At 72.5% G+C, this 21,460-nt stretch carries 19 protein-coding genes; 12 read left to right on the top strand and 7 right to left on the bottom strand.

Annotation, left to right across the window (positions count from 1 at the left end):
• Positions 1-133: 133 nt before the first annotated feature.
• From H4J02_RS13455 to H4J02_RS14080, 3 genes are read right to left on the bottom strand one after another with little or no spacing between them, the layout of a single operon-like run.
• Entirely contained in the window at positions 134-778 is a 645-nt protein-coding gene (locus tag H4J02_RS13455) for a response regulator transcription factor (protein WP_187675044.1), read from the bottom strand.
• Positions 775-2,055 (bottom strand): sensor histidine kinase, encoded by a 1,281-nt coding sequence (locus H4J02_RS13450; RefSeq protein ID WP_262406134.1) that lies wholly within the window; start codon positions 2,053-2,055, stop codon positions 775-777. The genes H4J02_RS13455 and H4J02_RS13450 overlap by 4 nt, the downstream gene beginning before the upstream one ends.
• A gap of 10 nt (positions 2,056-2,065) precedes the next feature.
• Positions 2,066-2,575, bottom strand: a complete 510-nt coding sequence (locus H4J02_RS14080) for a MarR family winged helix-turn-helix transcriptional regulator (protein WP_262406133.1) — start codon at positions 2,573-2,575, stop codon at positions 2,066-2,068.
• 88 nt (positions 2,576-2,663) lie between these two features.
• Between H4J02_RS14080 and H4J02_RS13445 the strand changes: the two genes are divergently transcribed.
• The 3 genes from H4J02_RS13445 (at position 2,664) to H4J02_RS13435 (ending at position 7,818) form a co-directional block, all read left to right on the top strand.
• On the top strand, positions 2,664-3,260 hold the full coding sequence (locus H4J02_RS13445) for an NADPH-dependent FMN reductase (protein WP_187675042.1): 597 nt from the start codon (positions 2,664-2,666) through the stop codon (positions 3,258-3,260).
• Between the two features lie 120 nt (positions 3,261-3,380).
• Entirely contained in the window at positions 3,381-6,809 is a 3,429-nt protein-coding gene (locus tag H4J02_RS13440; RefSeq protein WP_187675041.1) for a bifunctional proline dehydrogenase/L-glutamate gamma-semialdehyde dehydrogenase, read from the top strand.
• A gap of 178 nt (positions 6,810-6,987) precedes the next feature.
• A complete protein-coding gene (locus H4J02_RS13435; RefSeq protein ID WP_187675040.1) occupies positions 6,988-7,818 on the top strand; it encodes an aldo/keto reductase in 831 nt (276 codons plus the stop codon).
• A 266-nt stretch (positions 7,819-8,084) separates the two neighbouring features.
• Here the strand turns inward: H4J02_RS13435 and H4J02_RS13430 are convergent, their stop codons facing one another.
• Positions 8,085-8,423 (bottom strand): GntR family transcriptional regulator, encoded by a 339-nt coding sequence (locus tag H4J02_RS13430; RefSeq protein ID WP_187675039.1) that lies wholly within the window; start codon positions 8,421-8,423, stop codon positions 8,085-8,087.
• Positions 8,423-8,860 (bottom strand): Lrp/AsnC family transcriptional regulator, encoded by a 438-nt coding sequence (locus H4J02_RS13425; RefSeq protein WP_187675038.1) that lies wholly within the window; start codon positions 8,858-8,860, stop codon positions 8,423-8,425. Before H4J02_RS13425 ends, H4J02_RS13430 begins: the two co-directional genes overlap by 1 nt.
• 104 nt (positions 8,861-8,964) lie before the next feature.
• On the opposite strand from H4J02_RS13425, the gene ddaH reads away from it, so the two are divergent.
• The 4 genes from ddaH (at position 8,965) to H4J02_RS13405 (ending at position 13,682) form a co-directional block, all read left to right on the top strand.
• Positions 8,965-9,813 (top strand): dimethylargininase, encoded by an 849-nt coding sequence (ddaH, locus tag H4J02_RS13420; protein ID WP_187675037.1) that lies wholly within the window; start codon positions 8,965-8,967, stop codon positions 9,811-9,813.
• Positions 9,810-11,036: an ornithine--oxo-acid transaminase gene (gene rocD, locus H4J02_RS13415; RefSeq protein WP_187675036.1), complete on the top strand. Its 1,227-nt coding sequence runs from the start codon at positions 9,810-9,812 to the stop codon at positions 11,034-11,036. Before ddaH ends, rocD begins: the two co-directional genes overlap by 4 nt.
• 105 nt (positions 11,037-11,141) lie before the next feature.
• Positions 11,142-12,176 (top strand): Gfo/Idh/MocA family protein, encoded by a 1,035-nt coding sequence (locus H4J02_RS13410; protein ID WP_187675035.1) that lies wholly within the window; start codon positions 11,142-11,144, stop codon positions 12,174-12,176.
• 360 nt (positions 12,177-12,536) lie between these two features.
• Complete coding sequence (locus H4J02_RS13405; RefSeq protein WP_187675034.1) at positions 12,537-13,682, top strand: acyl-CoA dehydrogenase family protein; 1,146 nt, start codon at positions 12,537-12,539, stop codon at positions 13,680-13,682.
• A gap of 387 nt (positions 13,683-14,069) precedes the next feature.
• Here H4J02_RS13405 and H4J02_RS13400 read toward each other — a convergent pair whose 3' ends face one another.
• Positions 14,070-14,729 carry an alpha/beta hydrolase gene (locus H4J02_RS13400; RefSeq protein WP_187675033.1) on the bottom strand — a complete coding sequence of 220 codons (660 nt, stop codon included), beginning with the start codon at positions 14,727-14,729 and terminating at the stop codon, positions 14,070-14,072.
• A 38-nt stretch (positions 14,730-14,767) separates the two neighbouring features.
• Here H4J02_RS13400 and H4J02_RS13395 point away from each other — a divergent pair, with 38 nt between their 5' ends.
• Complete coding sequence (locus H4J02_RS13395; RefSeq protein ID WP_187675032.1) at positions 14,768-15,394, top strand: SGNH/GDSL hydrolase family protein; 627 nt, start codon at positions 14,768-14,770, stop codon at positions 15,392-15,394.
• A 26-nt stretch (positions 15,395-15,420) separates the two neighbouring features.
• The gene (locus tag H4J02_RS13390; RefSeq protein WP_187675031.1) at positions 15,421-16,311 is read left to right on the top strand and encodes an aldo/keto reductase; all 891 of its coding nucleotides are present in this window, start codon (positions 15,421-15,423) and stop codon (positions 16,309-16,311) included.
• Between the two features lie 27 nt (positions 16,312-16,338).
• On the opposite strand, the gene H4J02_RS13385 is transcribed toward H4J02_RS13390, so the two are convergent.
• Positions 16,339-17,445 (bottom strand): hemin ABC transporter substrate-binding protein, encoded by a 1,107-nt coding sequence (locus tag H4J02_RS13385; protein WP_187675030.1) that lies wholly within the window; start codon positions 17,443-17,445, stop codon positions 16,339-16,341.
• A 390-nt stretch (positions 17,446-17,835) separates the two neighbouring features.
• Between H4J02_RS13385 and H4J02_RS13380 the strand changes: the two genes are divergently transcribed.
• The 3 genes from H4J02_RS13380 to H4J02_RS13370 are packed head-to-tail and all read left to right on the top strand — an operon-like array spanning position 17,836 to position 21,439.
• Entirely contained in the window at positions 17,836-19,674 is a 1,839-nt protein-coding gene (locus tag H4J02_RS13380; protein WP_262406132.1) for a circularly permuted type 2 ATP-grasp protein, read from the top strand.
• Positions 19,668-20,597: an alpha-E domain-containing protein gene (locus tag H4J02_RS13375; protein ID WP_187675029.1), complete on the top strand. Its 930-nt coding sequence runs from the start codon at positions 19,668-19,670 to the stop codon at positions 20,595-20,597. Before H4J02_RS13380 ends, H4J02_RS13375 begins: the two co-directional genes overlap by 7 nt.
• Positions 20,594-21,439, top strand: coding sequence for a transglutaminase family protein (locus H4J02_RS13370; protein ID WP_187675028.1), 846 nt, complete (start codon positions 20,594-20,596; stop codon positions 21,437-21,439). Before H4J02_RS13375 ends, H4J02_RS13370 begins: the two co-directional genes overlap by 4 nt.
• Positions 21,440-21,460: the final 21 nt, after the last annotated feature.

The raw sequence follows: 21,460 nt of genomic DNA, 5'->3' as shown, positions 1-21,460 counted from the left end.
CGGCCGCGCCACGGCATCCGCCTCCCCCCTGCGGCGGACTCCGTGCGGGGGAGGGTCCGCGAGAGTACGTACTTTTCCCCCGATTCGGGCCGCTCAGCGCGAAAAGCACGTACTCTCGCGGACCGGCGGCGGGTCAGGGGCGCACGAACCCCGAGCGGTAGGCGTGCACGACGGCCTGAACGCGGTCGCGCACCCCGAGCTTGAGCAGGATGTTGGAGATGTGCGTCTTGACGGTCGCCTCGCCGACGTACAGCCGCGCCGCGATCTCGGCGTTCGAGAGACCGTCGGCGAGCAGCCGGAACACGTCGGCCTCGCGCTCCGTGAGCTCCTCGAACCCCGGGTCGGGCGGCGACGCGGATGCCGTGCCGAAGCGCTCGATGACGCGTCGCGTCACGGCCGGGGAGAGCAGGGCGTCGCCCGCCGCGAGCACGCGCACGGCGTCGACGAGCTGCTCGGGGCTCGCCGTCTTGAGCAGGAACCCGGATGCGCCCGCCTCGAGCGCCTGGAACAGGTACTCGTCGCGGTCGAAGGTCGTGAGCACGAGCACCGCGGGCGCCTCGGGCGACGCCGTGATGCGCCGCGTCGCCTCGAGCCCGTCGAGCCCGGGCATCTGCACGTCCATGCACACGACGTCGGGCGCGAGCTCGGCGGATGCGGCGATCGCCTCGAGCCCGTCACCCGCCTCCCCGACGACCTCGAGGTCGGGCTGGGCGTCGAGGATGACGCGGAAGCCCGTGCGCACGAGCGTCTGGTCGTCGACGAGCAGCACGCGCGTCATCCGGCGACCTCGCGCGCGAGCGGCACGCGGGCGCGCACGAGGTAGCCGCCGCGGCTGCGCGGTCCGAGCTCGAGGGTGCCCCCGGATGCCGCCACGCGCTCGCGCATGCCGAGCTGACCCAGCCCGCCCGGCACGCGCGCGATGGCGCGGCCGCCCGTGTTGGCGACCTCGAGCTCGACGTGATCGCCGCCGTAGCGCACACGCACGTCGGCGCTCGCGGTGGGCCCCGCGTGCTTGCGCACGTTCGTGAGGGCCTCCTGGGCGATGCGGTAGAGGTTGACGCTCGCGACCGACGGCACGGGCACGGGGTCGCCGACGACCTGGAACGTGGTGGGCACGCCCGCGTCCTCCGACGCCGCGATGAGCTCGGGCAGCCGGTCGAGTCCACGGGCCGTGTCGACGGCCTCGTCGTCGTCGCGCAGGGTCTGCAGCATCCCGTGCAGCTCGCTGATGGTTTCGCGCGAGGTCGCCTCGATCGTCTGCAGGGCGGCGGATGCGGCATCCGGGTCCGTGCGCAGCACGGTGCGCGCGGCGCCCGCCTGGATGCCGATGACGCTCACGTGGTGCGCGACGGCGTCGTGCAGCTCGCGCGCGATGCGCACGCGGTCGAGGGCCACGGCCTGCGCGGCGCTGCGCTCGCGCTCGGCCTCGAGCTCGCGCGTGCGCTCCTCGAGCTGCCAGCGTGCGTGGGCGGAGGCGAAGGCCCGGTCGCCGAACCACCACGCGCCCGCGAAGTAGAGCACGTTGATGAGCACCTGGATGAGCATGTACGCCACGAGCGGCGAGAACGCGCCCGCGCGCGAAAGGCCCTCGAAGGAGTCGGGGTCGGTCGCGGCTTGGAAGAGCGCGACCATCAGCCACACGATCATCGCGACGACGATGACGGCGCGCACGGTGGCGGCGAGCGAGCGCCGCGAGACCCACGCGCCGATCGAGTACAGCGCCATGAAGAGCGTGATGTTGCAGATGAGCAGCTCGGGCACCTCGAGCATGCCGACGGCGAAGAACCCCGCCGCGATGAGCACGCCCGCGACGAGCGGATGGCTGCGGCGCACGGCGAGCGGGAGCGAGGCGAGGGCGAGCACCGCGAAGGTGAGGGGCGCATCCGCGGGCTCCTCGTAGACGCCCGCGATGCGGTACAGCTGCTGGCTGAGGATCGCCGCGATGTAGAGGCCGACGGCGGTCGCGAGATCGATGAGGCGATCGCGGCGGCTCGGCGCCGGACGAACCCATCCGGCGGCCTCTCGCGACGCGGATGCGCGGGTCGGCGTGCTCACCCCGGCGAGCCTAGGCGGCGTCGCCGGTCTGCGCCTCCGCCTCAGGGGGGAGCGTCTGCTCGCACGCGGTGCCGAGCACGCGGCGCATGCGGCGGGAGATGCGCCCGAGCACCTCGCGCTCCTCGGCGTCGAGCTGCTCGAAGAACCACTCGCGGATGGCGTCGGTGTGGTCGCGTGTGGCGCGCAGCAGGAGGCGGCTGCCGTCGGGGGTGAGCGTGACCCACACGCCCCGCGCATCCGTCTCGCACTCGCGGCGCTCGACGAGCCCGCGCGCCTCCATGCGGGTGACCTGGTGCGAGACGCGGCTCTTCTCCCACGAGAGCTCCTCGGCGAGCTCGCCCGTGCGGAGGCTGTGCTCGGGCGCGTGCCAGAGGCTCATCATGAGCAGGTACTCGGGGTGGGAGATGCCGGCGTCGTCCTGGAGGCGGCGGTCGAGGGCGGCGACGAGCTCACGCCCGCCGCGGAAGTAGTCGCGCCACAGGTCCCACTCCTCGGGGCTCACCTCGGACACGGTCGACATGCGCCTCAGGATAGCCTCAGGAATAAGTTGACGTATCAACCTGTTCTGCTACGGTGACGTGTCAACTACCCTTCAGGAGGACGACGGAATGAGCAACGAGCTCCGCATCGGCATCATCATCGGCAGCACCCGCCCCGGTCGCGTGGGCGACCAGGTCGCGAACTGGGTGCACGAGCACGCCGCGCGCCTCGGCGACGCGAGCTACGAGGTCGTCGACCTCGCCGACTTCCAGCTGCCGCTGCTCGACGAGGCCGTGCCCGCATCCGCCGGCCGCTACGAGCACGAGCACACGCGCGCGTGGGCCGAGAAGGTCGCCGGCTACGACGGTTTCATCTTCGTGACCTCCGAGTACAACCACGCGCCGTCGCCCGCGCTGCTCAACGCGATCTCGTTCATCTACGGCGAGTGGAACGACAAGGCCGCCGCGATCGTCAGCTACGGCGCCGTCTCGAGCGGCGTCCGCGCCGCCGACAAGCTGCGCAGCACCCTGGGCGAGCTGCAGATCGCCGACGTGCGCACCCAGCTCGCGTTCTCGTTCTTCCACGATTTCGAGAACTTCAGCGTCTTCACGCCCGGCGAGAAGCACGTCGCTACCCTGCAGACCCTCGTCGGCCAGCTCGAGACCTGGGCGAAGGCGCTCCAGGGCGTCCGCGTCGCGAAGCTCGAGGCCGCCGCCGCCGCGTAGCCCCCGCATCCGCGTACCGGGAGCCGCCCACAAAAGTTCCCGTTCCGCGTGTTCGCACCCGTTCCTTCGGGAACAAACACGCGGAACGGGAACACAGGCCGGTCGTCTACCCTCTCCACCATGGCGGTTCCCCCCGATCTGCCGACCCTCGATGAGACGGTCGCGCTCGTGCACCGCTGGCTCGCGGCCGCATCCGATGTGAAACCGGATGCGGGGGCCGAGCGCCTCGCGGACCTCCTGCGCGACCCCGACGGCCTCGACTTCGCGCTCGGCTTCGTCGACCGCGTCGTGCGCCCCGAGGACCCCCGCGTCGCCGCGAAGAACTTCGAGCGGCTCTCGCGGCGCGTGCCGAGGTTCCTGCCCTGGTACCTGCGCGCGCTCATCGTGCTGGGCGGCGGGTTCTCGCTGCTCGCGCCGCGCATCGTCATCCCCATCGCCCGCCGCGCCCTGCGCTACATGGTGAGCCACCTCGTCATCGACGCGACGCCCAAGAGCCTCGACAAGTCGCTCGCCGAGCTGCGGTCGACGGGCGCGCGGCTCAACGTCAACCTGCTCGGCGAGGCCGTGCTCGGCGACCGGGAGGCCGCCCGCCGCCTGCAGGGCACGCGCGAGCTGCTCGCGCGCGACGACGTCGACTACGTGTCGGTCAAGGTGTCGGCCGTCGCGGCGCAGCTCAACCTGTGGGGCTTCGACGAGACCGTCGAGCGCGTCGTCGAGCTGCTGCGTCCGCTCTACCTCGACGCGGCGACGTCGCGCGCGCGGCCGCGCAAGTTCATCAACCTCGACATGGAGGAGTACCGCGACCTCGGCCTCACGATCGCGGTGTTCACGCGCCTGCTCGAGGAGCCCGAGCTGCACGGCCTCGAGGCGGGCATCGTGCTGCAGGCGTACCTGCCCGACTCGGTCGCCGCCCTTCAGCACCTCACCGAATGGGCACAGCGTCGGGTCGCCGCCGGGGGCGCGGGCATCAAGGTGCGCATCGTGAAGGGCGCCAACCTCGCGATGGAGCGCGTCGACGCGACCATGCACGGCTGGCCGCTCGCGACCTGGCCCACCAAGAAGCAGACCGACACCAACTACAAGCGGATGCTCGTGGCTGCGCTCACGCCCGAGGCGACCGCCGCCGTGCGGGTCGGGGTCGCGGGCCACAACCTCTTCGACCTCGCCTTCGCGTGGCTGCTCGCGAGCTACCGCGAGATCGACCACCAGATCGACATCGAGATGCTGCTCGGCATGGCGCCCGCCCAGGCGCGCGCCGTGCGCGCCGACACCCGGAGGCTGCTCCTCTACACGCCCGTCGTGCACCCCGAGGAGTTCGACGCCGCCATCAGCTACCTCGTCCGGCGGCTGGAGGAGAACGCGAGCGGCGAGAACTTCATCTCGGGGCTCTTCGACCTCGACGACCCGAAGGTGTTCCGGCGCGAGGCGGAGCGCTTCGCCGCATCCCTCGCCGAGCTCGACGACGAGGTGCCGCCCGCCAACCGCACCCAGAACCGGCTGAGCCCGCCGCTGCCGCGCGCACCGCAGGCGTTCCGCAACGAGCCCGACACCGACCCCGCGCTCGTCGCCAACCGGATGTGGGCCGAGGGCGTGCTCGAGCGCTCGCGCACGACCCGGCTCGGCCTCGACACGATCGCCGAGGCGCGCATCGACGACCCCGCGCGGCTCGACGCCGTCGTGCGGGCGGAAGCGGATGCGGGGCGCACGTGGGCGGGCGTCGCGGCCCCCGTGCGCGCCGAGCTGCTCGAACGCGTCGGCGAGGTGCTCTCGGTGTTCCGCGGGCGTTTCATCGAGGTGATGGCGGCCGAGACGGGCAAGACGCTCACGGAGGCCGACGCCGAGGTGAGCGAGGCCGTCGACTTCGCCTTCTTCTACGCCGAACGCGCGCGGGAGCTGGGGGCGGTGCGCGACGCGACGTTCACGCCCGCGACCCTCACGCTCGTCGCGCCGCCGTGGAACTTCCCCGTGTCGATCCCCGCGGGCGGGGTGCTCGCGGCGCTCGCGGCGGGCAGCGCCGTCATCCTCAAACCGGCACCGCAGGCCCGACGCTGCGGTGCCGTGCTCGCCGAGGCGCTGTGGGAGGCCGGCGTGCCCCGCGAACTCGTGCGGCTCGTCGACGTCGACGAGGGCGAGCTCGGGCAGCGGCTCGTGACCGCGCCCGAGATCGAGCGCGTCGTGCTCACGGGCTCGTTCGAGACGGCCGCGCTGTTCCGCTCGTGGCGCCCCGACCTCCCGCTGCTCGCCGAGACGAGCGGCAAGAACGCGATCGTCGTCACCCCCTCGGCCGACCTCGACCTCGCCGTCAAGGACATCGTCGCGAGCGCCTTCGGCAACGCCGGCCAGAAGTGCTCGGCGGCGTCGCTCGCGATCCTCGTCGGCGCGGTCGCCGACTCGGACCGTTTCCGCCGCCAGCTCGCGGATGCCGTCACGAGCCTCGCGGTCGGGTGGCCGCAGGACGCGGGCACGGTCGTCGGGCCGCTCATCGAACCGGCGGGCGGCAAGCTCGCGCGCGGCCTCACGCGTCTCGACGAGGGCGAGTCGTGGCTCGTCGCGCCGCGGCAGCTCGACGAGACGGGCCGCCTGTGGGCGCCGGGCGTGCGCGACGGGGTCGTCGCGGGATCCGAGTTCCACCGCACCGAGTACTTCGGGCCCGTGCTCGGCCTCATGCGCGCCGCCGACCTCGACGAGGCGCTCGCGCTGCAGAACGGCGTCGCCTACGGGCTCACGGCCGGTATCCACTCGCTCGACGCCGACGAGGTGGCCGTCTGGCTCGACCGCGTGCAGGCCGGCAACCTCTACGTCAACCGGCCCATCACGGGCGCGATCGTGCGGCGGCAACCGTTCGGCGGATGGAAGCGGTCGTCGGTGGGGCCGGGCGCCAAGGCGGGCGGGCCGAACTCGCTGCTCGTGCTGGGGGACTGGCATCCGGTGCCCGCGGCCCCCGCGGGCGACCTGCGGCTCGACGGGCTCTCCCCGCGTGTGCGGGGGCTCGTCGAGGCGTTCCAGCCGGCGCTCGACTACGCGGGCTTCGACGCCGTGCGCCGTGGCGCGTTCTCGGATGCGGCGGCGTGGGCCGCGGAGTTCGCCGAGTCGCGCGACGTGTCGCAGCTCGGGGTCGAGCGCAACGTGTTCCGGTACCGGCCGACGCCCGTCACGGTGCGGCTCGCGGAGGGCGGATCGCTCGCCGACCTCGTGCGCGTGCTCGCGGCCGCGGCGCTCGCCCGTGCTCCGCTCGCCATCAGCTCGGCGACACCGTTGCGCATGGGCCGCGCGTTCGGGGAGCTCGGCTGGACCGCGGTCGTCGAGCACGACGACGCCTTCGCGGGGCGCGTCGCGCGGGAGGTGCCCGAGCGCATCCGCCTCGTGGGAGGGGATGCGCGGGCGCTCGCCGCGCAGCTCGCGGCGATGCCCGAGGTGACCGTGTACGCGGCGCCCGTCACGGCCGCGGGGCGCATCGAGCTGCTGCCGTTCCTGCGCGAGCAGTCGGTGTCGATCACGGCGCACCGGTTCGGCACGCCCGACCGGGCGATGATCGCGCTGCCGGTGTAGGCGGGGGCTGGTTTCGACACGCGCCTCCATCGCTACTCAACCAGCGGGTGACTCGCCGGTTGCGCTACTCGACCAGCGGGTGACTCGCCGGTTGCGCTGCTCGACCCGCGGGTGACTCGCCGGTTGAGTAGCCCGCGCAGCAGGCGTGTCGAAACCGGCCCCGCGTAACTTGGTGGGCATGACCGTCCCCACCATCACCCTCAACACCGGCGCCGGCATCCCGCAGCTCGGGCTCGGCACGTGGCCGCTCGACGACGCCGAGGTCGCCGACGCGGTCGAGGCCGCCGCATCCCTCGGCTACCGCCACATCGACACCGCCACCCGCTACGGCAACGAGGCGGGCGTGGGCGAGGGCATCCGCCGCACGGGCATCCCGCGCGAGCAGTTCTTCGTGACGACGAAGCTCGACGGCGAGTTCCAGGGCGACGACAAGGCGATCGGCGGGCTCGAGGCGGCGCTCGACCGCATGGGCTTCGACTACGTCGACCTGCTGCTCATGCATTGGCCGCTGCCGCAGCGTGGTCTCTTCGTCGACACCTGGCGCACCTTCGAGAAGCTGCACGCCGACGGGCGGGCGCGCGCGATCGGCGTCTCCAACTTCCGCACCGAGCACCTCGACACCCTGCTCGCCGAGACGGACGTCGTGCCCGCCGTGAACCAGATCCAGCTCAACCCGCACATCACGCGGCCCGCTCAGCGCGCGTACGGCGCCGAGCACGGCATCGTCACCGAGTCGTGGAGCCCCCTCGGCGGGCAGGGCGCGGGCGTGCTGCGTGAGCCCGTCGTCGCCGAGATCGCCGAGCGGATCGGGCGCACCCCCGGGCAGGTCGTCGTGCGCTGGCACGTGCAGCAGGGGCTCGTCGTCATCCCCAAGTCGGCGTCGCCCGAGCGCATGCGCGACAACCTCGCCGTCTTCGACTTCGAGCTCACCGCCGCCGACATGGACGCGCTCGCGACCCTCTCGCAGGGCCCGGATGCGGGGGTCGACTCGAACGTGTCGGGGCACTGAGTACGTGCGGCGGTGCGCGTTCACCGCTGGTTGAGTGCCGCGCGCCGCGCCGCAGGCGCGACGCACGGCGTATCGAAACCGGAGGGAAGGGTGACGTGCGGATGCAGCGCATCCATGGCCCGCTGTTGATGCGCGGGTGCGGGGGTTTCGATACGCGTCGTGCCGCGCGATGCGCGGCGCGGCGCTACTCGACCAACGGAAAGCCGGCGCTACTCAACCTACGGACTGGCGGCGCTGCTCAACCGACCGGCGGCCGAGGGGTGCGGTCAGTCGCGCGCGGCGAGCGCCGCATCCACGAGCGCCCGCACCCGGTCCGCGGGCACGGCGCCCGAACGGGCGGCGGCGGCGAGCTGGGCGGCGAGCTCCTCGACGCGACGCTCCGCCGCATCCGCCGACCACGCGACGAAGGTGCCCGCACGGCCGCGGGCCTCGATCGCGCCCGACGCCTCGAGCTCCTTGTAGGCCCGCGCGACCGTTCCCGGCGCGAGCCCGAGCTCGTCGGCGAGGCCGCGCACGGTCGGCAGGCGTGAACCGGCGGGGCGCGTGCCGTCGCGCATCTCGGCGAGCAGGCGGTCGCGCAACTGCTCGTAGGGCGCCGCGCTCATCAGTCGTAGCTGCGGTGGATGAGGCGGCTCAGCACGATCGCGCTGCGGGTGTGGTCGACGCTCGGCGCGATGCGCACGCGCTCGAGCGCGTCCTCGAGCGAGGGGATGTCGCGCGAGCGGATGTGCACGACGGCATCCGCGGAGCCCGTGACGGTCGCGGCGTCGACCACCTCGGGCACCTGCGACAGGATGCGGCGCAGCTCCTCGGGGGCGACCGTGCCGCGGCAGAACAGCTCGACGTACGCCTCGGTCGCCATGCCGTCGACGGCGGGGTCGACCTGGATCGTGAAGGCGCGGATGACGCCGTCGGCCACGAGGCGGTCGACGCGCCGCTTCACGGCGGAGGCGGAGAGGCCGACGCGGTCGCCGATGTCGCCGTAGCCGGCGCGGGAGTTCTGGCGGAGCATGTCGAGGATGCCGTAGTCGATGTTGTCCACGCGCCGAGCATACGACGATTCCTTGCGCGACCCCCCATCGGCGCGCAGTAATCATGCACGCGACGCCCGACGGCTCCGGATGCCTGCGTGCGACACTGGCAGGCATGACCCTGACCGACCAGGCCCCCCACGTGACCGAGCGCCGCGCGACGACGCGCACCGTGCTCATGTGCCGACCCGAGTTCTTCACCGTCAGCTACCGCATCAACCCCTGGATGCACCCCGAGGAGCCGACCGACACCGGCACGGCCCTCGAGCAGTGGCAGAAGCTCTACGAGCTCTACCTCATGCTGGGCTACGAGGTGCATCTCATCGACCCCGTCGAGGGGCTGCCCGACATGGTCTACGCGGCCAACGGCGGCTTCGTGCTCGACGGCATCGCCTACGGTGCGCGCTTCCAGTACCCGGAGCGCGGCCCCGAGGGCCCCGCCTACATGGAGTGGTTCGCCGCGAACGGCTTCGAGGTGGGCGAGCCCGTCTCCACGAACGAGGGCGAGGGCGACTTCCTGCTCGTCGGCGACACCATCTACGCGGGCACGGGCTTCCGCTCGGATGCCGCGAGCCACGATGAGCTGCGACGCATCTATGGCCGGGAGGTCGTCACCCTCAAGCTCGTCGACCCCGCGTTCTACCACCTCGACACCGCCTTCGCTGTGCTCGACTCGAACGGAGGGCCGGACTCCGTCGCCTACCTGCCGAAGGCGTTCGACGACGAGAGCCGTGCGCTGCTCGAGGAGCGCTTTCCCGAGGCGATCCACGTGAACGACGAGGACGCATCCGTGCTGGGCCTCAACTCGTTCAGCGACGGACGCAACGTCGTGATCGCGTCGCGCGCGCTCGACTTCGAGCGTCAGCTGCGCGAGCGCGGCTACGTGCCGCACGGCGTCGACCTGTCGGAGCTGCTGCTCGGCGGCGGCGGCGTGAAGTGCTGCACCCTGGAGCTGCGTCGATGACCGCGCACCTCGCATCCGAGACGCAGCGCTACCTCGCGCAGGCGGAGGAGTTCGGCGCGCACAACTACCACCCGCTGCCGATCGTCGTGTCGGAGGCGTTCGGCGCGTGGGTGACGGATGTCGACGGCAAGCGCTACCTGGACTGCCTCGCCGCGTACTCCGCACTCAACTTCGGGCACGCGCATCCGGTGCTCGTCGATGTCGCGAAGGCGCAGCTCGACCGCCTCACGCTCACGAGCCGCGCGTTCCACAACGACCGGCTCGGACCGTTCCTCGAGGGGCTCGCGAAGCTCGCCGGCAAGGACATGGTGCTGCCCATGAACACGGGCGCCGAGGCCGTCGAGTCGGCCATCAAGGTCGCGCGCGCGTGGGGCTACCGCGTGAAGGGCGTCGAGCACGACCGCGCGAAGATCATCGTCGCGAACGGCAACTTCCACGGCCGCACGACCACGATCATCAGCTTCTCGGACGACCCGGATGCGCGTGACGACTTCGGTCCGTACACCCCCGGTTTCGTGTCGGTGCCCTACGGCGACGCCGCGGCCCTCGCGGCCGCGATCGACGACGACACCGTCGCCGTGCTTCTCGAGCCCATCCAGGGTGAGGCGGGCATCGTCGTGCCCCCCCACGGTTACCTTGCCGAGGTGCGCCGCCTCACCCTGGATGCCGGTGTGCTGTTCATCGCCGACGAGATCCAGTCGGGGCTCGGGCGCACGGGTGCGACGTTCCAGTGCGACAACGAGGGCGTCATCCCCGATCTGTACCTGCTCGGCAAGGCGCTCGGGGGTGGCATCGTTCCGGTGAGCGCGGTCGTGGGCGACGCATCCGTGCTGGGCGTACTGCGGCCGGGCGAGCACGGCTCGACGTTCGGCGGCAACCCGCTCGCGGCGGCCGTCGGCCTCGCGGTCGTGGGGCTGCTCGAGACGGGCGACTATCAGCGGCGTGCGCGCGAGCTCGGCGCGGGGCTGCGGGCGCGGCTCGACGCGCTCGTCGGCCGCGGCGTCGTCGAGGTGCGCTCGGTGGGGCTGTGGGCGGGGATCGACATCGCCCCCGGGCTCGCCTCGGGTCGCCGGGTGGCCGAGCTGCTCGCCGAGCGCGGCGTGCTCGCGAAGGACACGCACGGCTCCACGATCCGCCTCGCGCCGCCGCTCGTGGTGGAGGCGGACGAGCTCGACTGGGCGGTCGACCAGCTCGAGGCGGTGCTCGCCGACCTCCGCGGCTGACCCGGGCCCGCGTCACACCCGCTGAGTGGTCGGTTTCTGGCCTCATCGGGCCGGTTTGAGGCTACTTTGCGACCGGTCAGCGAAGGCTGACGGTAGCGTGCGGACATGAGCTTCGTGTTCCCCGAGCCCACGCACGCCCCGCTGCGCGGCGGTCCCGTCCTGCGCTGGGGCGTGCTCGCGCCCGGCGCCATCGCGAACGACTGGGTCGCATCCGTGCACTCGTTCACGGATCAGCGCGTCGTCGCGGTCGCGTCGCGCTCACCCGAGAAGGCGGCGGCCTTCGCGAGCACGCACGGCATCCCGCGCTCCTTCGGCTCGTACGAGCAGCTCGTGGCCGACCCCGAGGTCGACGTCGTCTACATCGCCGCGCCGCACACCGAGCACCGGCGGCTCGCCCTGCTCGCGATCGACGCCGGCAAGCACGTGCTCGTCGAGAAGCCCATGGGCGTCTCGGCAGCGGATGCGGCGGAGATCGTCGTGGCCGCGCGGATGGCGGGCGTCTTCGCGATGGAGGCGATGTGGTCGCGCTTCCTGCCGCAGACGACGATCATCCGGCGCCTCCTCGACGACGGCGAGCTCGGCGAGGTGACGGGCGCCGCCGCGACCTTCGCGGGCCGCTTCGAGTACGACCCGCACAGCCGCGCCTTCGACCCCGCTCTCGGCGGCGGCAGCCTGCTCGACCTCGGCGTCTACACGCTCTGGTGGACGCACTTCGTGCTCGGCCGCCCCGACTCGGTGTCGGCGACGGGCGAGCTCGCGCCCACGGGAGTCGACGCCGACGCACGCGTCGTGCTCGGCTGGGGTGACGAGGTCTCGGCGAGCTCGCACACCGCCATGACCGTCGACCTGCCGATCACGGCGATCGTCGCCGGCTCCAACGGGTTGAAGCTCGAGGTCGAGCCGTTCGTCGCGCCCGGCGGCTTCCGCCTCGGCCGGCTCGACGGCGGCAACGCCTACTGGGAGGACGAGACCGGGATGCGGTGGCGCGACGGGCTGTGCTACCAGGCGACAGCCGTGGCGCGGCACGTCGCCGACGGCTTGCTCGAGGCCCCCGAGCATCCGCTCGACGCGACCCTCGATATCCTCGGCGTGATCGACGAGGCCCGCCGCCAGCTCGGGGCTCAACCGCTGGTTGAGTAGCCGCGAAGCGGCGTATCGAAACCGGACGGGCGGATGACGCTGCGCGGCCCCCGCGTCACCGCTGCGCCGGGCGCCCGCTCTCCCGCTGGTTGAGTGCCGCGCGCCGCGCCGCAGGCGCGACGCACGGCGTATCGAAACCGGACGGCGCTATGACGTCGCCACGGGATCGTTCCCCGCCCCGCTCTTGATACGCGGTGCGAGGGTTTCGATACGCGTGCGGTCGCTTCGCGGCCGCGCGCTACTCAACCAGCGGTGGGGGCGGGCAGTCGACCAGCGGGGGTGGGGGCGGGCACCAGACCAGCGGGGGTGGGGAGGTCACTCGACCAGCGGGGCGACCGCCCACCCGCGTACCGTTGACCCGTGACCGTGCTGAGCCCAGAGCTGCTCGAGCGGATCCGCTCGCGCGCCGCCGACTACGACCGCGACAACCGCTTCTTCGACGAGGACCTCGCCGAGCTCCGCGAGGCCGGCTACCTGAAACCCCGCAGCCTCGCCGACTCGGTCGCCGACCAGCGCCTGCTCGCCGCCTACGCTCCCGCCACCGCGCTCGCGGTGAACATGCACCTCGTCGTCGTCGGCATCGCCCGCACGCTCGCCGAGCGCGGTGACGACTCTCTCGCGTGGGTGCTCGCGGATGCCGAGGCCGGCGAGCTCTTCGCGTTCGGCAACTCGGAGCCCGGCAACGACCTCGTCATGTGGGACTCGCTCACGACGGCCGAACGCGTCGAGACCCCCGTGCCCGGTTACGCGTTCACGGGCACCAAGATCTTCACCTCGCTCGCCCCCGCCTGGACGCGGCTCATCGTCTTCGGCAAGCAGACCGAGGGCGAGGGCGCCCCGCGGCTCGTGCACGGCATCCTGACCCGCGACGACACCGGCGTCACGACCCTCGACGACTGGGACACCCTCGGCATGCGCGCCACCCAGTCGCGCACCACGAAGCTCGACCACGTGGTCGTGCCCGACGAGCGCATCGTGCGGTTCCTGCCGGTAGGCCCCAACGCCGATCCGTTCATCTTCGCCCTCTTCGCCAACTTCCTGACCCTCATCGGCGCCGTGTACACCGGCATCGCGGATCGCGCGCTCGAGCTCGCCGTCGAGGCGGCCCACAGGCGCACGAGCCTCAAGAACGGGGGAGCGCCCTACTCGGCCGACCCCGACATCCGCTGGCGCATCGCGGATGCCGCCCTCGCCCTCGACGCGCTCGGCCCGCAGCTGGAGGCGGTCGCCCGCGACGTCGACGGCGGCGTCGACCGGGGTGCGCGGTGGTTCCGCGACCTGACCGGGGTGAAGCACCGCACGACCGAGACGGCGCGGTACGTCGTCGACCAGGCGATGCGCGTCGCCGGCGGTGGCGGGTACCGCAGCGGCAGCGAGCTCGTGCGGCTGCAGCGCGACGTGCTCGCGGGCATCTACCACCCGTCCGACACGGAGTCGGTGCACGCGACGGTGGCGCAGGCGCTGCTGGGGGCCGTGCCGCCGCCCGTCGCGCCTCCCGCTGGTTGAGGGGTGCCCTTTTCCGTTGGTTGAGTAGCGCCGCGCCGCGCGACGCGCGGCACGACGCGTATCGAAACCCTCGCACGGCGTATCAAGAGCGGGCACTAGATGCGAGACCTCCGCACGTCATTCGTCCCTCGGGTTTCGATACGCCGTGCGTCGCGCCCTGCGGGCGCGGCGCGCGGCACTCAACCAGCGGTGAACGCGCGCCAGGCGAACCGCGGTGAACTCGCACCGCCGCTCAACCGCTGGTCGAGTGCGCGCGGCCGCGCGCAGCGTGACCACGCGTGTATCGAGACCCACCTCTGATGACCCGCGGAAGCGCCCCTTCTCCCGCTTGCCGCCGTGCCGCGCGCGAGCGCGGGGAAGCGCAGCGCGCGGGCGGCAGCCCGCGCCCTAATCCACAGACGGCACGGCTGCGGCGCCGAGCCGCCGCAGCCAGGCCGCGCACGCATCCGTCCAGGCGGCGGCGGGGGTGCCGGTGGCGAGGCCGACGCCGTGCTTCGCCCCGGGCAGCACGTGCACCTCGTGGGGCACGCCCGCGGCGGCGAGCGACATTCCGAGCAGGTAGCTGTGCTGCACGGGCACGACGGCGTCCTCGGCGGTGTGCCACACGAAGGTGGGCGGGGCGTCGGCGGTCACGAGCTGGTCGAGCGACGTCTCTCGCCGGGCGTCCCACGTCGCCCTCTCGCCGAGCAGGTTGACGCGCGAGCCCTTGTGCTTCGCCAGCATCATCGACACGACCGCGTAGCCGAGCACGACCGCGTCGACACGCTCCTCGGGGGAGGCGCCGGGCGCATACGCCGCCATTCCCGCCGCGTGCCCGCCCGCCGAGAACCCGAGCAGCGCCACCCGCGCGGCACCCGCCGAGCGCACGCGCCGCACCTCGGCGCGCACGGCATCCAGCGGCCCCGGATGCGGCGTCAGCACGGGGTAGGCGAAGACGCTCGCGTCGTGCCCGAGCCCCCGCAGCCATTCGGCGACCGGCTCGCCCTCGTGCGGGGCGTGCCGGTGGTACCCGCCGCCCGGCAGCACGATCACGTGGAGCTCGGCCATCACCCCATCATGACCCCGGTGTGCCCTAACCTGCTCGCATGACCGGCCCTGTCCTCTTCATCGGCGACTCCATCACGGATGCGGGGCGCCGCGACGACCCCGAGGGCCTCGGCCACGGCTATGTGCGGCTCGCGGCGCAGGGTCTCGCCCGCCGCGGCGACCACCGCGCGATCGTCAACCGCGGCATCGGCGGCGACCGCATCGGAGACCTCGCCGACCGCTGGCAGCGCGACGTGATCGACGTCGCTCCGAGCGTGCTCACGGTCTATGTGGGTGTCAACGACACCTGGCGCCGCTTCGACAGCGGCCTGCCCACGAGCGCCCAGCACTTCGAGGCGGTCTACCGCGGGCTGCTCGACGAGGCGCGCGCGACGGTCAACCCGCGGCTCATCCTCGTCGAGCCGTTCGTCGTGCCCGTCGACGAGGCGCAGCAGGAGTGGCTCGACGACCTCGCGGGCAAGCGGGATGCCGTGGCCTCGCTCGCGACGGAGTTCCACGCCGCGTTCGTGCCGCTGCACCGCATCCTCACGGTCGCCGCCGCGCACCACGGCGCCGCCGCGATCGCAGCCGACGGCGTGCATCCGACACCGCTCGGCGCGGAGCTCATCGCGGAGGCGTGGGAAGCGGCGGAGGGCGCCGAACCTGTCTTCTCGTCGGGCGAATAGCCGCCGCCTCTGCGAGCATGGGAGGCATGCTCGATGTCGTGCTCGAACCCATCACCGTCGGAACATCCGGTCTCGGCAAGCGCCCCAGCGCCGACCTCGGCCTCGCGAAGGCGATCCTGACGTCGCGCTACCGCCAGGCCGACACGTCGAACAACTATGCCGACGGCGAGAGCGAGCGCCTGCTCGGCGAGGCCATCCGCGAGCTGGGCGGCCTCCCCGAGGACCGCGTGGTGTTCTCGAAGGGCGACCAGGACCCGGTGACGGGCGCATTCTCGGGCGACCGGATGCGGCGCAGCTTCGAGGAGTCGACCGAGCGTCTCGGCCTCGAGACGCTGCCGCTCTACCAGCTGCATGATCCGTACACGATCTCGGTCGCGGAGGCGATGGCGCCCGGCGGCGCGGTCGATGTGCTGTTGCGCCTGCGCGAGCAGGGGCGCATCGGAGCGATCGGCATCGCGGCCGGCCGCCGCGAGCTCGTCGAGGAGTACGTGAAGACCGACGCGTTCGACGTCGTGCTCACCCACAACCGCTACACGGTCGTCGACCGTTCGGCCGAGCGCATCCTCGAGCTCGCGACGGAGCGCGGCATGACGGTGTTCAACGCGGCGCCCTTCGGCGCGGGCATCCTCGCGGGCGACAACTTCCGCGGCCGCACCTACGGCTACTCGGAGCCGAGCCCCGAGTTCCTCGCACACGTCGACCGCTTCCGCGCGCTGTGCGCCGAGTGGGGTGTCGAGCCCGCCGCGGCGGCCCTGCACTTCTCGCTGCGCGAGCCGCGCATCCACACGACCGTCGTCGGAATCAACTCGGTCGAGCGCCTCGCGGAGCTCGAGAAGCACGAGCACGCCGTCATCGACGTCGAGTTCTGGAGCGCGCTCGACGCGCTCGGCACGCCGCCGGCCCCGCCGACCGACTGACGCCTCCCCGCGGAGAGGATCGCCGGCTCAGGGCTCCGCGTAGAGCACGCGCGCGAGCGCGTCGAGCACGCGCGCGGTGCGCGGGCCGAAGCTCAGCACCTCGCCGTCGTCCATGTCGACGATGCGGCGCTGCTGGCCGGCGGTCGTGAGCGCGAGCGCGGGCTTCGCCGCGAGCAGGCCGTCGACGCCGCCCGCGGAGGCGAGGCCGTCGGTCATGACGAGGATGACATCCGGGTCCGCCTCGACGAGGGCCTCGTCGGTCATGGGCTTCATGCCCTCCCAGCCCATCTCGCCCGCGACGTCGCGCGCGCCGAGCCCCTCGATGAGGTGGTCGGCGCCCGACTCGGGGCCGAAGAGGTAGTAGATGCCGCTGCCGCCGCGCAGGTAGAGGAAGACGATGCGCAGCTTCCTCTCGGGGTCGGTCGGCGCGATCGCGTCGATCTGGCCCCGGATGTCGTCGATCTCGGATGCGATGCGATCGGCGAGCTGCTCGCCCACCTCGGGCACGCCGAGGGCCGTGGCGACGTCGCGCGCGAGCTGGGCCGCGCCCTCGAAGCTCGCCTCGTTCTCGATGAAGACGACCGTGACGCCCGTCTCTCGCAGCTGCTCGAGCACGTCGCGCGGGCCGACGCTGCCGTCGGTGAGGATGAGGGTCGGCCGCAGCTCGAGCACGCTCTCGGCGTTGACGGCGTGCGCGCCCGAGGTGACGACCGGCAGGTCTTCCGTGCCGGGGAAGGTCGTGGTCATGTCGCGGCCCACGAGCGTGTCGCCGAGGCCGAGGCCCCACACGGTCGCGGCGAGCGAGCCCGCGAGGTCGAGGGCGAGCACGCGCGAGGTGTCGGTGACGGTCATCGTCTTGTCGCCGCTCGGGTCGTGCGAGACGACGCTCGCGGGGAGGGTCTGCGCGGGGTTCTCGGCGATCGGCTCGATGGCCTCGTCGCCGGCGACGGCCGTGCGCGGGCCCTCGGCGGCGCGCGGGTCGGCGTAGAGCGAGAGCTCGGCGAGCGGGCGCGTGTCGACCTCGGGCGTCGGGGTGGCGGCGTCGCCCGGCTGGGCGGTGGCGCATCCGGCGAGCAGCACGACGGATGCGGCTGCCGCGAGGGCAGCGCGGAGGGCTCGGGTCACGCTTCTCATCCTACGCGGGTGTTAGGTGAGCCTTACCTGTGTGCGATCGCGACGCGTCTCGATTTCCCAGCGCGCGTCGGGCGGACGCACAGGGTCCGTACCTACCATGAATGCATTCCCGCGGCGGCGCTGTGGTGGTCGCCGCCGCGGGAGATCCCCCTCGGAGCCTCGAGCTCCGTGAGACGGCCCGCCCGCGACCCCCCCTGCGGCGGGCCGTTTCCCTGTCCGTGGGGCGGGGGTCTCGATACACGCCCTGCGAGCGCACTCGACCCGCGGGGGTGGCCGCCCTGCGGGCGCACTCGACCAGCGGGGTGTGCCGTTCTGCGGGCGCACTCGACCAGCGGGGGCGGCCCCGGCGGCCGAAACACTCGCGCAACATCGCGGGCCTAGGCTCTGCCCATGGGTGAGCTGTTCGAGGGCTACGACGCGGTCGCCACGCGCCGCAGCGGCCGCCCCTGGGACGAGATGTTCGCCTCACCCGACGTCGCGCGGCCGCCGTACCGCGACATCCACGCCGCCCTCGCGCGCATGACGCAGGATGAGCTGCGTGGTCGCACCGAGGCGCTCGCCGACTCCTACCTCGCGCAGGGTGTCACGTTCGACTTCGCGGGCGAGGAGCGCCCGTTCCCGCTCGACGCCGTGCCGCGCGTCATCGAGCAGTCCGAGTGGACGAAGGTCGAGGCGGGCGTCAAGCAGCGCGTGAAGGCCCTCGAGGCGTTCCTCTCCGACGTGTACGGCCTGCAGCGAGCCGTGCTCGACGGCGTCATCCCCGCGAAGCTCATCAGCTCCTCGAGCCACTTCCACCGCCAGGCGTTCGGCATCGAGCCCGCGAACGGCGTGCGCATCCAGGTGTCGGGCATCGACCTCATCCGCGACGAGCAGGGCGAGTGGCGCGTGCTCGAAGACAACGTGCGCGTGCCGTCGGGCGTGAGCTACGTCATCTCGAACCGCCGCGTCATGGCGCAGACGCTGCCCGAGCTGTTCGTGTCGATGCGCGTGCGGCCGGTCGGAGATTACCCGCAGCGCCTGCTCTCGGCCCTGCGCGCATCCGCTCCCGAGGGCGTCGACGACCCCACCGTCGTCGTGCTCACGCCCGGCGTCTACAACTCCGCCTACTTCGAGCACACTCTGCTCGCGCGCCTCATGGGCGTCGAGCTCGTCGAGGGCCGCGACCTCTACTGCTCGGGCGGCCGCGTCTTCATGCGCACGACCGCCGGCCCCACGCGCGTCGACGTCATCTACCGCCGCGTCGACGACGAGTTCCTCGACCCGCTGCAGTTCCGCGCCGACTCGATGCTCGGCTCGCCCGGCCTCATGCTCGCCGCGCGCCTCGGCAACGTCACGATCGCCAACGCGGTCGGCAACGGCGTGGCCGACGACAAGCTCGTCTACACCTACCTGCCCGACCTCATCCGCTACTACCTCGCCGAGGAGCCCATCCTCCCGAACGTCACCACCTGGCGGCTCGAGGAGCCCGGCGCCCTCGAGGAGGTGCTCGACCGCCTCGACGAGCTCGTTGTGAAGCCCGTCGACGGCTCGGGCGGGAAGGGGCTCGTCGTGGGTCCGGATGCGTCGCGCGAGCAGCTCGACGAGCTGCGGACGCGGCTGCGGCGCGACCCGCGCGGCTGGATCGCGCAGCCGGTCGTGCAGCTCTCCACCATTCCGACCCTCGTCGACGACGGACTGCGCCCGCGTCACGCCGACCTGCGCCCCTTCGCCGTCAACGACGGAACGGATGTGTGGGTGCTGCCGGGCGGCCTCACGCGCGTCGCGCTCCCCGAGGGCCAGCTCGTCGTCAACTCCTCGCAGGGCGGCGGGTCGAAGGACACCTGGGTGGTCGGAACGGATGCGCTCGCCTCGACCGACCACAACATCCAGGGCCTCGTCGCAGAGCAGGCGGCGGTGACCTCAGCCATCCCGATTGTCACCGAGCCGCACGTGCAGGACCACAACCCGCAAGACGCCCCGCGGCGCGACCAGCAGCAGCAACAGCAGCAGCAGCAGGCGATCACCCGCTGGTTGAGTAGCCCGCGCAGCGGGCGTGTCGAAACCAGCAGCGGTGTGACGGGGGCTGGTTTCGACACGCGCCCTGCGGGCGCTACTCAATCAGCGAGTAGGCGCCCTGCGGGCGCTACTCAACCAGCGGGTGGGCGCCCTGCGGGCGCTACTCAACCAACGAGTAGGCGCCCTGCGGGCGCTACTCAACCAGCGGCGAAGACAGGGGAGGACGCATGCTGAGCCGCATCGCCGAGAGCCTCTTCTGGATCGGCCGCTACATCGAGCGCAGCGACGGCACCGCGCGCATCCTCGACGTGCACCTGCAGCTGCTGCTCGAGGATCCGTGGATCGAGGAGAACCTGGCCTGCCGCTCCCTGCTGAGCGTCATGGGCGTCGAGGTCGAGGAGCACGCCGACGTCGCGCGCGCCGACGTGCTGTCGATCCTCGCCGTCGACCGCAACCAGCCCGCGTCGATCGCCTACTCGCTCGCCGCCGCCCGCGAGAACGCGCGCCGCGCCCGCGAAGTGGTCTCGACCGAGCTGTGGGAGGTGCTCAACACGACCCGGGCCCGGATGCCGCGCAAGGTCGCGAGCGACAAGGTGCACGAGTTCTTCGGCTGGGTGCGCGAGCGCGCGGCCCTCGCCGTCGGCATCATCGAGTCGGCGACGAGCCGCGACGAGGCGTACCGCTTCTTCACCCTCGGCCGGTCGATCGAGCGCGCCGACATGACCGCGCGACTGCTCGCGACCCGCTCGCTCACCGAGGCATCCGGTCCGAGCTGGACGACCATCCTGCGCTCCGTCGGCGCGTACGAGGCCTACCTGCGCACCTACCGCGGCGTGCCGAGCGCGCGGAACGCCGCCGAGTTCCTGCTGCTCGACCGGCTGTTCCCGCGCAGCATCCTGTTCTCCGTGACGCGCGCCGAGCAGTGCCTGCGCGAGATCGAGCCGCGCTCCGACCGCGTCGGCGTCTCCGACCAGGCGCTGCGGCTGCTCGGGCAGATCCGCTCCGAGCTCGAGTACCGGCCCATCTCCGACATCCTCGACGACCTGCCGCGCCACATGGACGAGGTGCAGCTCGCGACGAGCGCCGCATCCGAGGCCATCCGCCAGCGCTACTTCCCGACGAACGCGGCGCCCAGCTGGGCGGGGGAGTCCACGTGAACCGGCTCCGCATCCGGCATAGCACCGGCTTCCACTACCAGGGTGCCGCGACCGCGTCGTACAACGAGGCGCGGATGCTGCCCGTCACGGGCGACGGCCAGCTCGTGCTCTACTCCAACCTCGAGATCTCGCCCATCTCGAGCACGCACTCCTACGTCGACTACTGGGGAACGCGCGTCTCGAGCTTCGAGATCCTCACGCCTCACGAGGAGCTGTCGCTCACCGCGACGAGCCTCGTGGAGGTGCGCCCGCGCGACGCGGTCGAGCGCGGACTCGGCTGGGACGAGCTAGCCGTCGAGACGGCGCGCGCGACCGCCTACGTCGAGCAGCTCACCCAGACCCCCCGCACCCGACCGCCGGAGGAGGTCGTCGAGCTCGCGCGCGCGATCGTCGCCGAGCACGACGACCCGTGCGAGGCCGCCCGCGCCGTGTGCGTCGCGGTGGGCGAGCGCATCGAGTACATGCCGGGCGTCACGGGCGTGCACACGACCGCCGCGGAGGCGTGGGAGCACCGCAAGGGCGTCTGCCAGGACATCACGCACCTCGCGATCGGCGCGCTGCGCTCGGTCGGCATCGCGGCGCGCTACGTGTCGGGGTACCTGCACCCGCGTCCCGACGCCGAGATCGGCGTGACCGTCGCGGGGGAGTCGCACGCGTGGGTCGAGTGGTACTGCGGGCAGTGGCACGGCTTCGACCCGACGAACCTCATCGACATCGGCGACCGGCACGTCATCGTCGGACGCGGGCGCGACTACACGGATGTGGCGCCCCTGCGCGGCGTCTACGCGGGCCCGTCGAGCTCCCGGCTCTTCGTGACGGTCGAGATCACGCGCGAGGCCTGACCCTCCGCGTGCCGCGTAGGC

Origin of the sequence: Protaetiibacter sp. SSC-01 (assembly GCF_014483895.1) — a bacterium.
In the GTDB taxonomy this organism is placed as follows: Bacteria; Actinomycetota; Actinomycetes; order Actinomycetales; family Microbacteriaceae; genus Homoserinibacter.
This window is presented reverse-complemented; position numbering and strand designations above follow the sequence as displayed.

What these genes read in the sequence shown, in the direction of transcription:
- H4J02_RS13440 (WP_187675041.1), top strand. Translation starts at nt 3,381, where the DNA reads ATGGCGGTTCCCCCCGATCTGCCGACCCTCGATGAGACGGTCGCGCTC.
- rocD (WP_187675036.1), top strand. Translation starts at nt 9,810, where the DNA reads ATGACCGCGCACCTCGCATCCGAGACGCAGCGCTACCTCGCGCAGGCG.
- H4J02_RS13445 (WP_187675042.1), top strand. Translation starts at nt 2,664, where the DNA reads ATGAGCAACGAGCTCCGCATCGGCATCATCATCGGCAGCACCCGCCCC.
- H4J02_RS13395 (WP_187675032.1), top strand. Translation starts at nt 14,768, where the DNA reads ATGACCGGCCCTGTCCTCTTCATCGGCGACTCCATCACGGATGCGGGG.
- H4J02_RS14080 (WP_262406133.1), bottom strand. Translation starts at nt 2,575, where the DNA reads ATGTCGACCGTGTCCGAGGTGAGCCCCGAGGAGTGGGACCTGTGGCGC.
- H4J02_RS13400 (WP_187675033.1), bottom strand. Translation starts at nt 14,729, where the DNA reads ATGGCCGAGCTCCACGTGATCGTGCTGCCGGGCGGCGGGTACCACCGG.
- H4J02_RS13390 (WP_187675031.1), top strand. Translation starts at nt 15,421, where the DNA reads ATGCTCGATGTCGTGCTCGAACCCATCACCGTCGGAACATCCGGTCTC.
- H4J02_RS13410 (WP_187675035.1), top strand. Translation starts at nt 11,142, where the DNA reads ATGAGCTTCGTGTTCCCCGAGCCCACGCACGCCCCGCTGCGCGGCGGT.
- H4J02_RS13380 (WP_262406132.1), top strand. Translation starts at nt 17,836, where the DNA reads ATGGGTGAGCTGTTCGAGGGCTACGACGCGGTCGCCACGCGCCGCAGC.
- H4J02_RS13455 (WP_187675044.1), bottom strand. Translation starts at nt 778, where the DNA reads ATGACGCGCGTGCTGCTCGTCGACGACCAGACGCTCGTGCGCACGGGC.
- H4J02_RS13375 (WP_187675029.1), top strand. Translation starts at nt 19,668, where the DNA reads ATGCTGAGCCGCATCGCCGAGAGCCTCTTCTGGATCGGCCGCTACATC.
- H4J02_RS13435 (WP_187675040.1), top strand. Translation starts at nt 6,988, where the DNA reads ATGACCGTCCCCACCATCACCCTCAACACCGGCGCCGGCATCCCGCAG.
- ddaH (WP_187675037.1), top strand. Translation starts at nt 8,965, where the DNA reads ATGACCCTGACCGACCAGGCCCCCCACGTGACCGAGCGCCGCGCGACG.
- H4J02_RS13385 (WP_187675030.1), bottom strand. Translation starts at nt 17,445, where the DNA reads ATGAGAAGCGTGACCCGAGCCCTCCGCGCTGCCCTCGCGGCAGCCGCA.
- H4J02_RS13430 (WP_187675039.1), bottom strand. Translation starts at nt 8,423, where the DNA reads ATGAGCGCGGCGCCCTACGAGCAGTTGCGCGACCGCCTGCTCGCCGAG.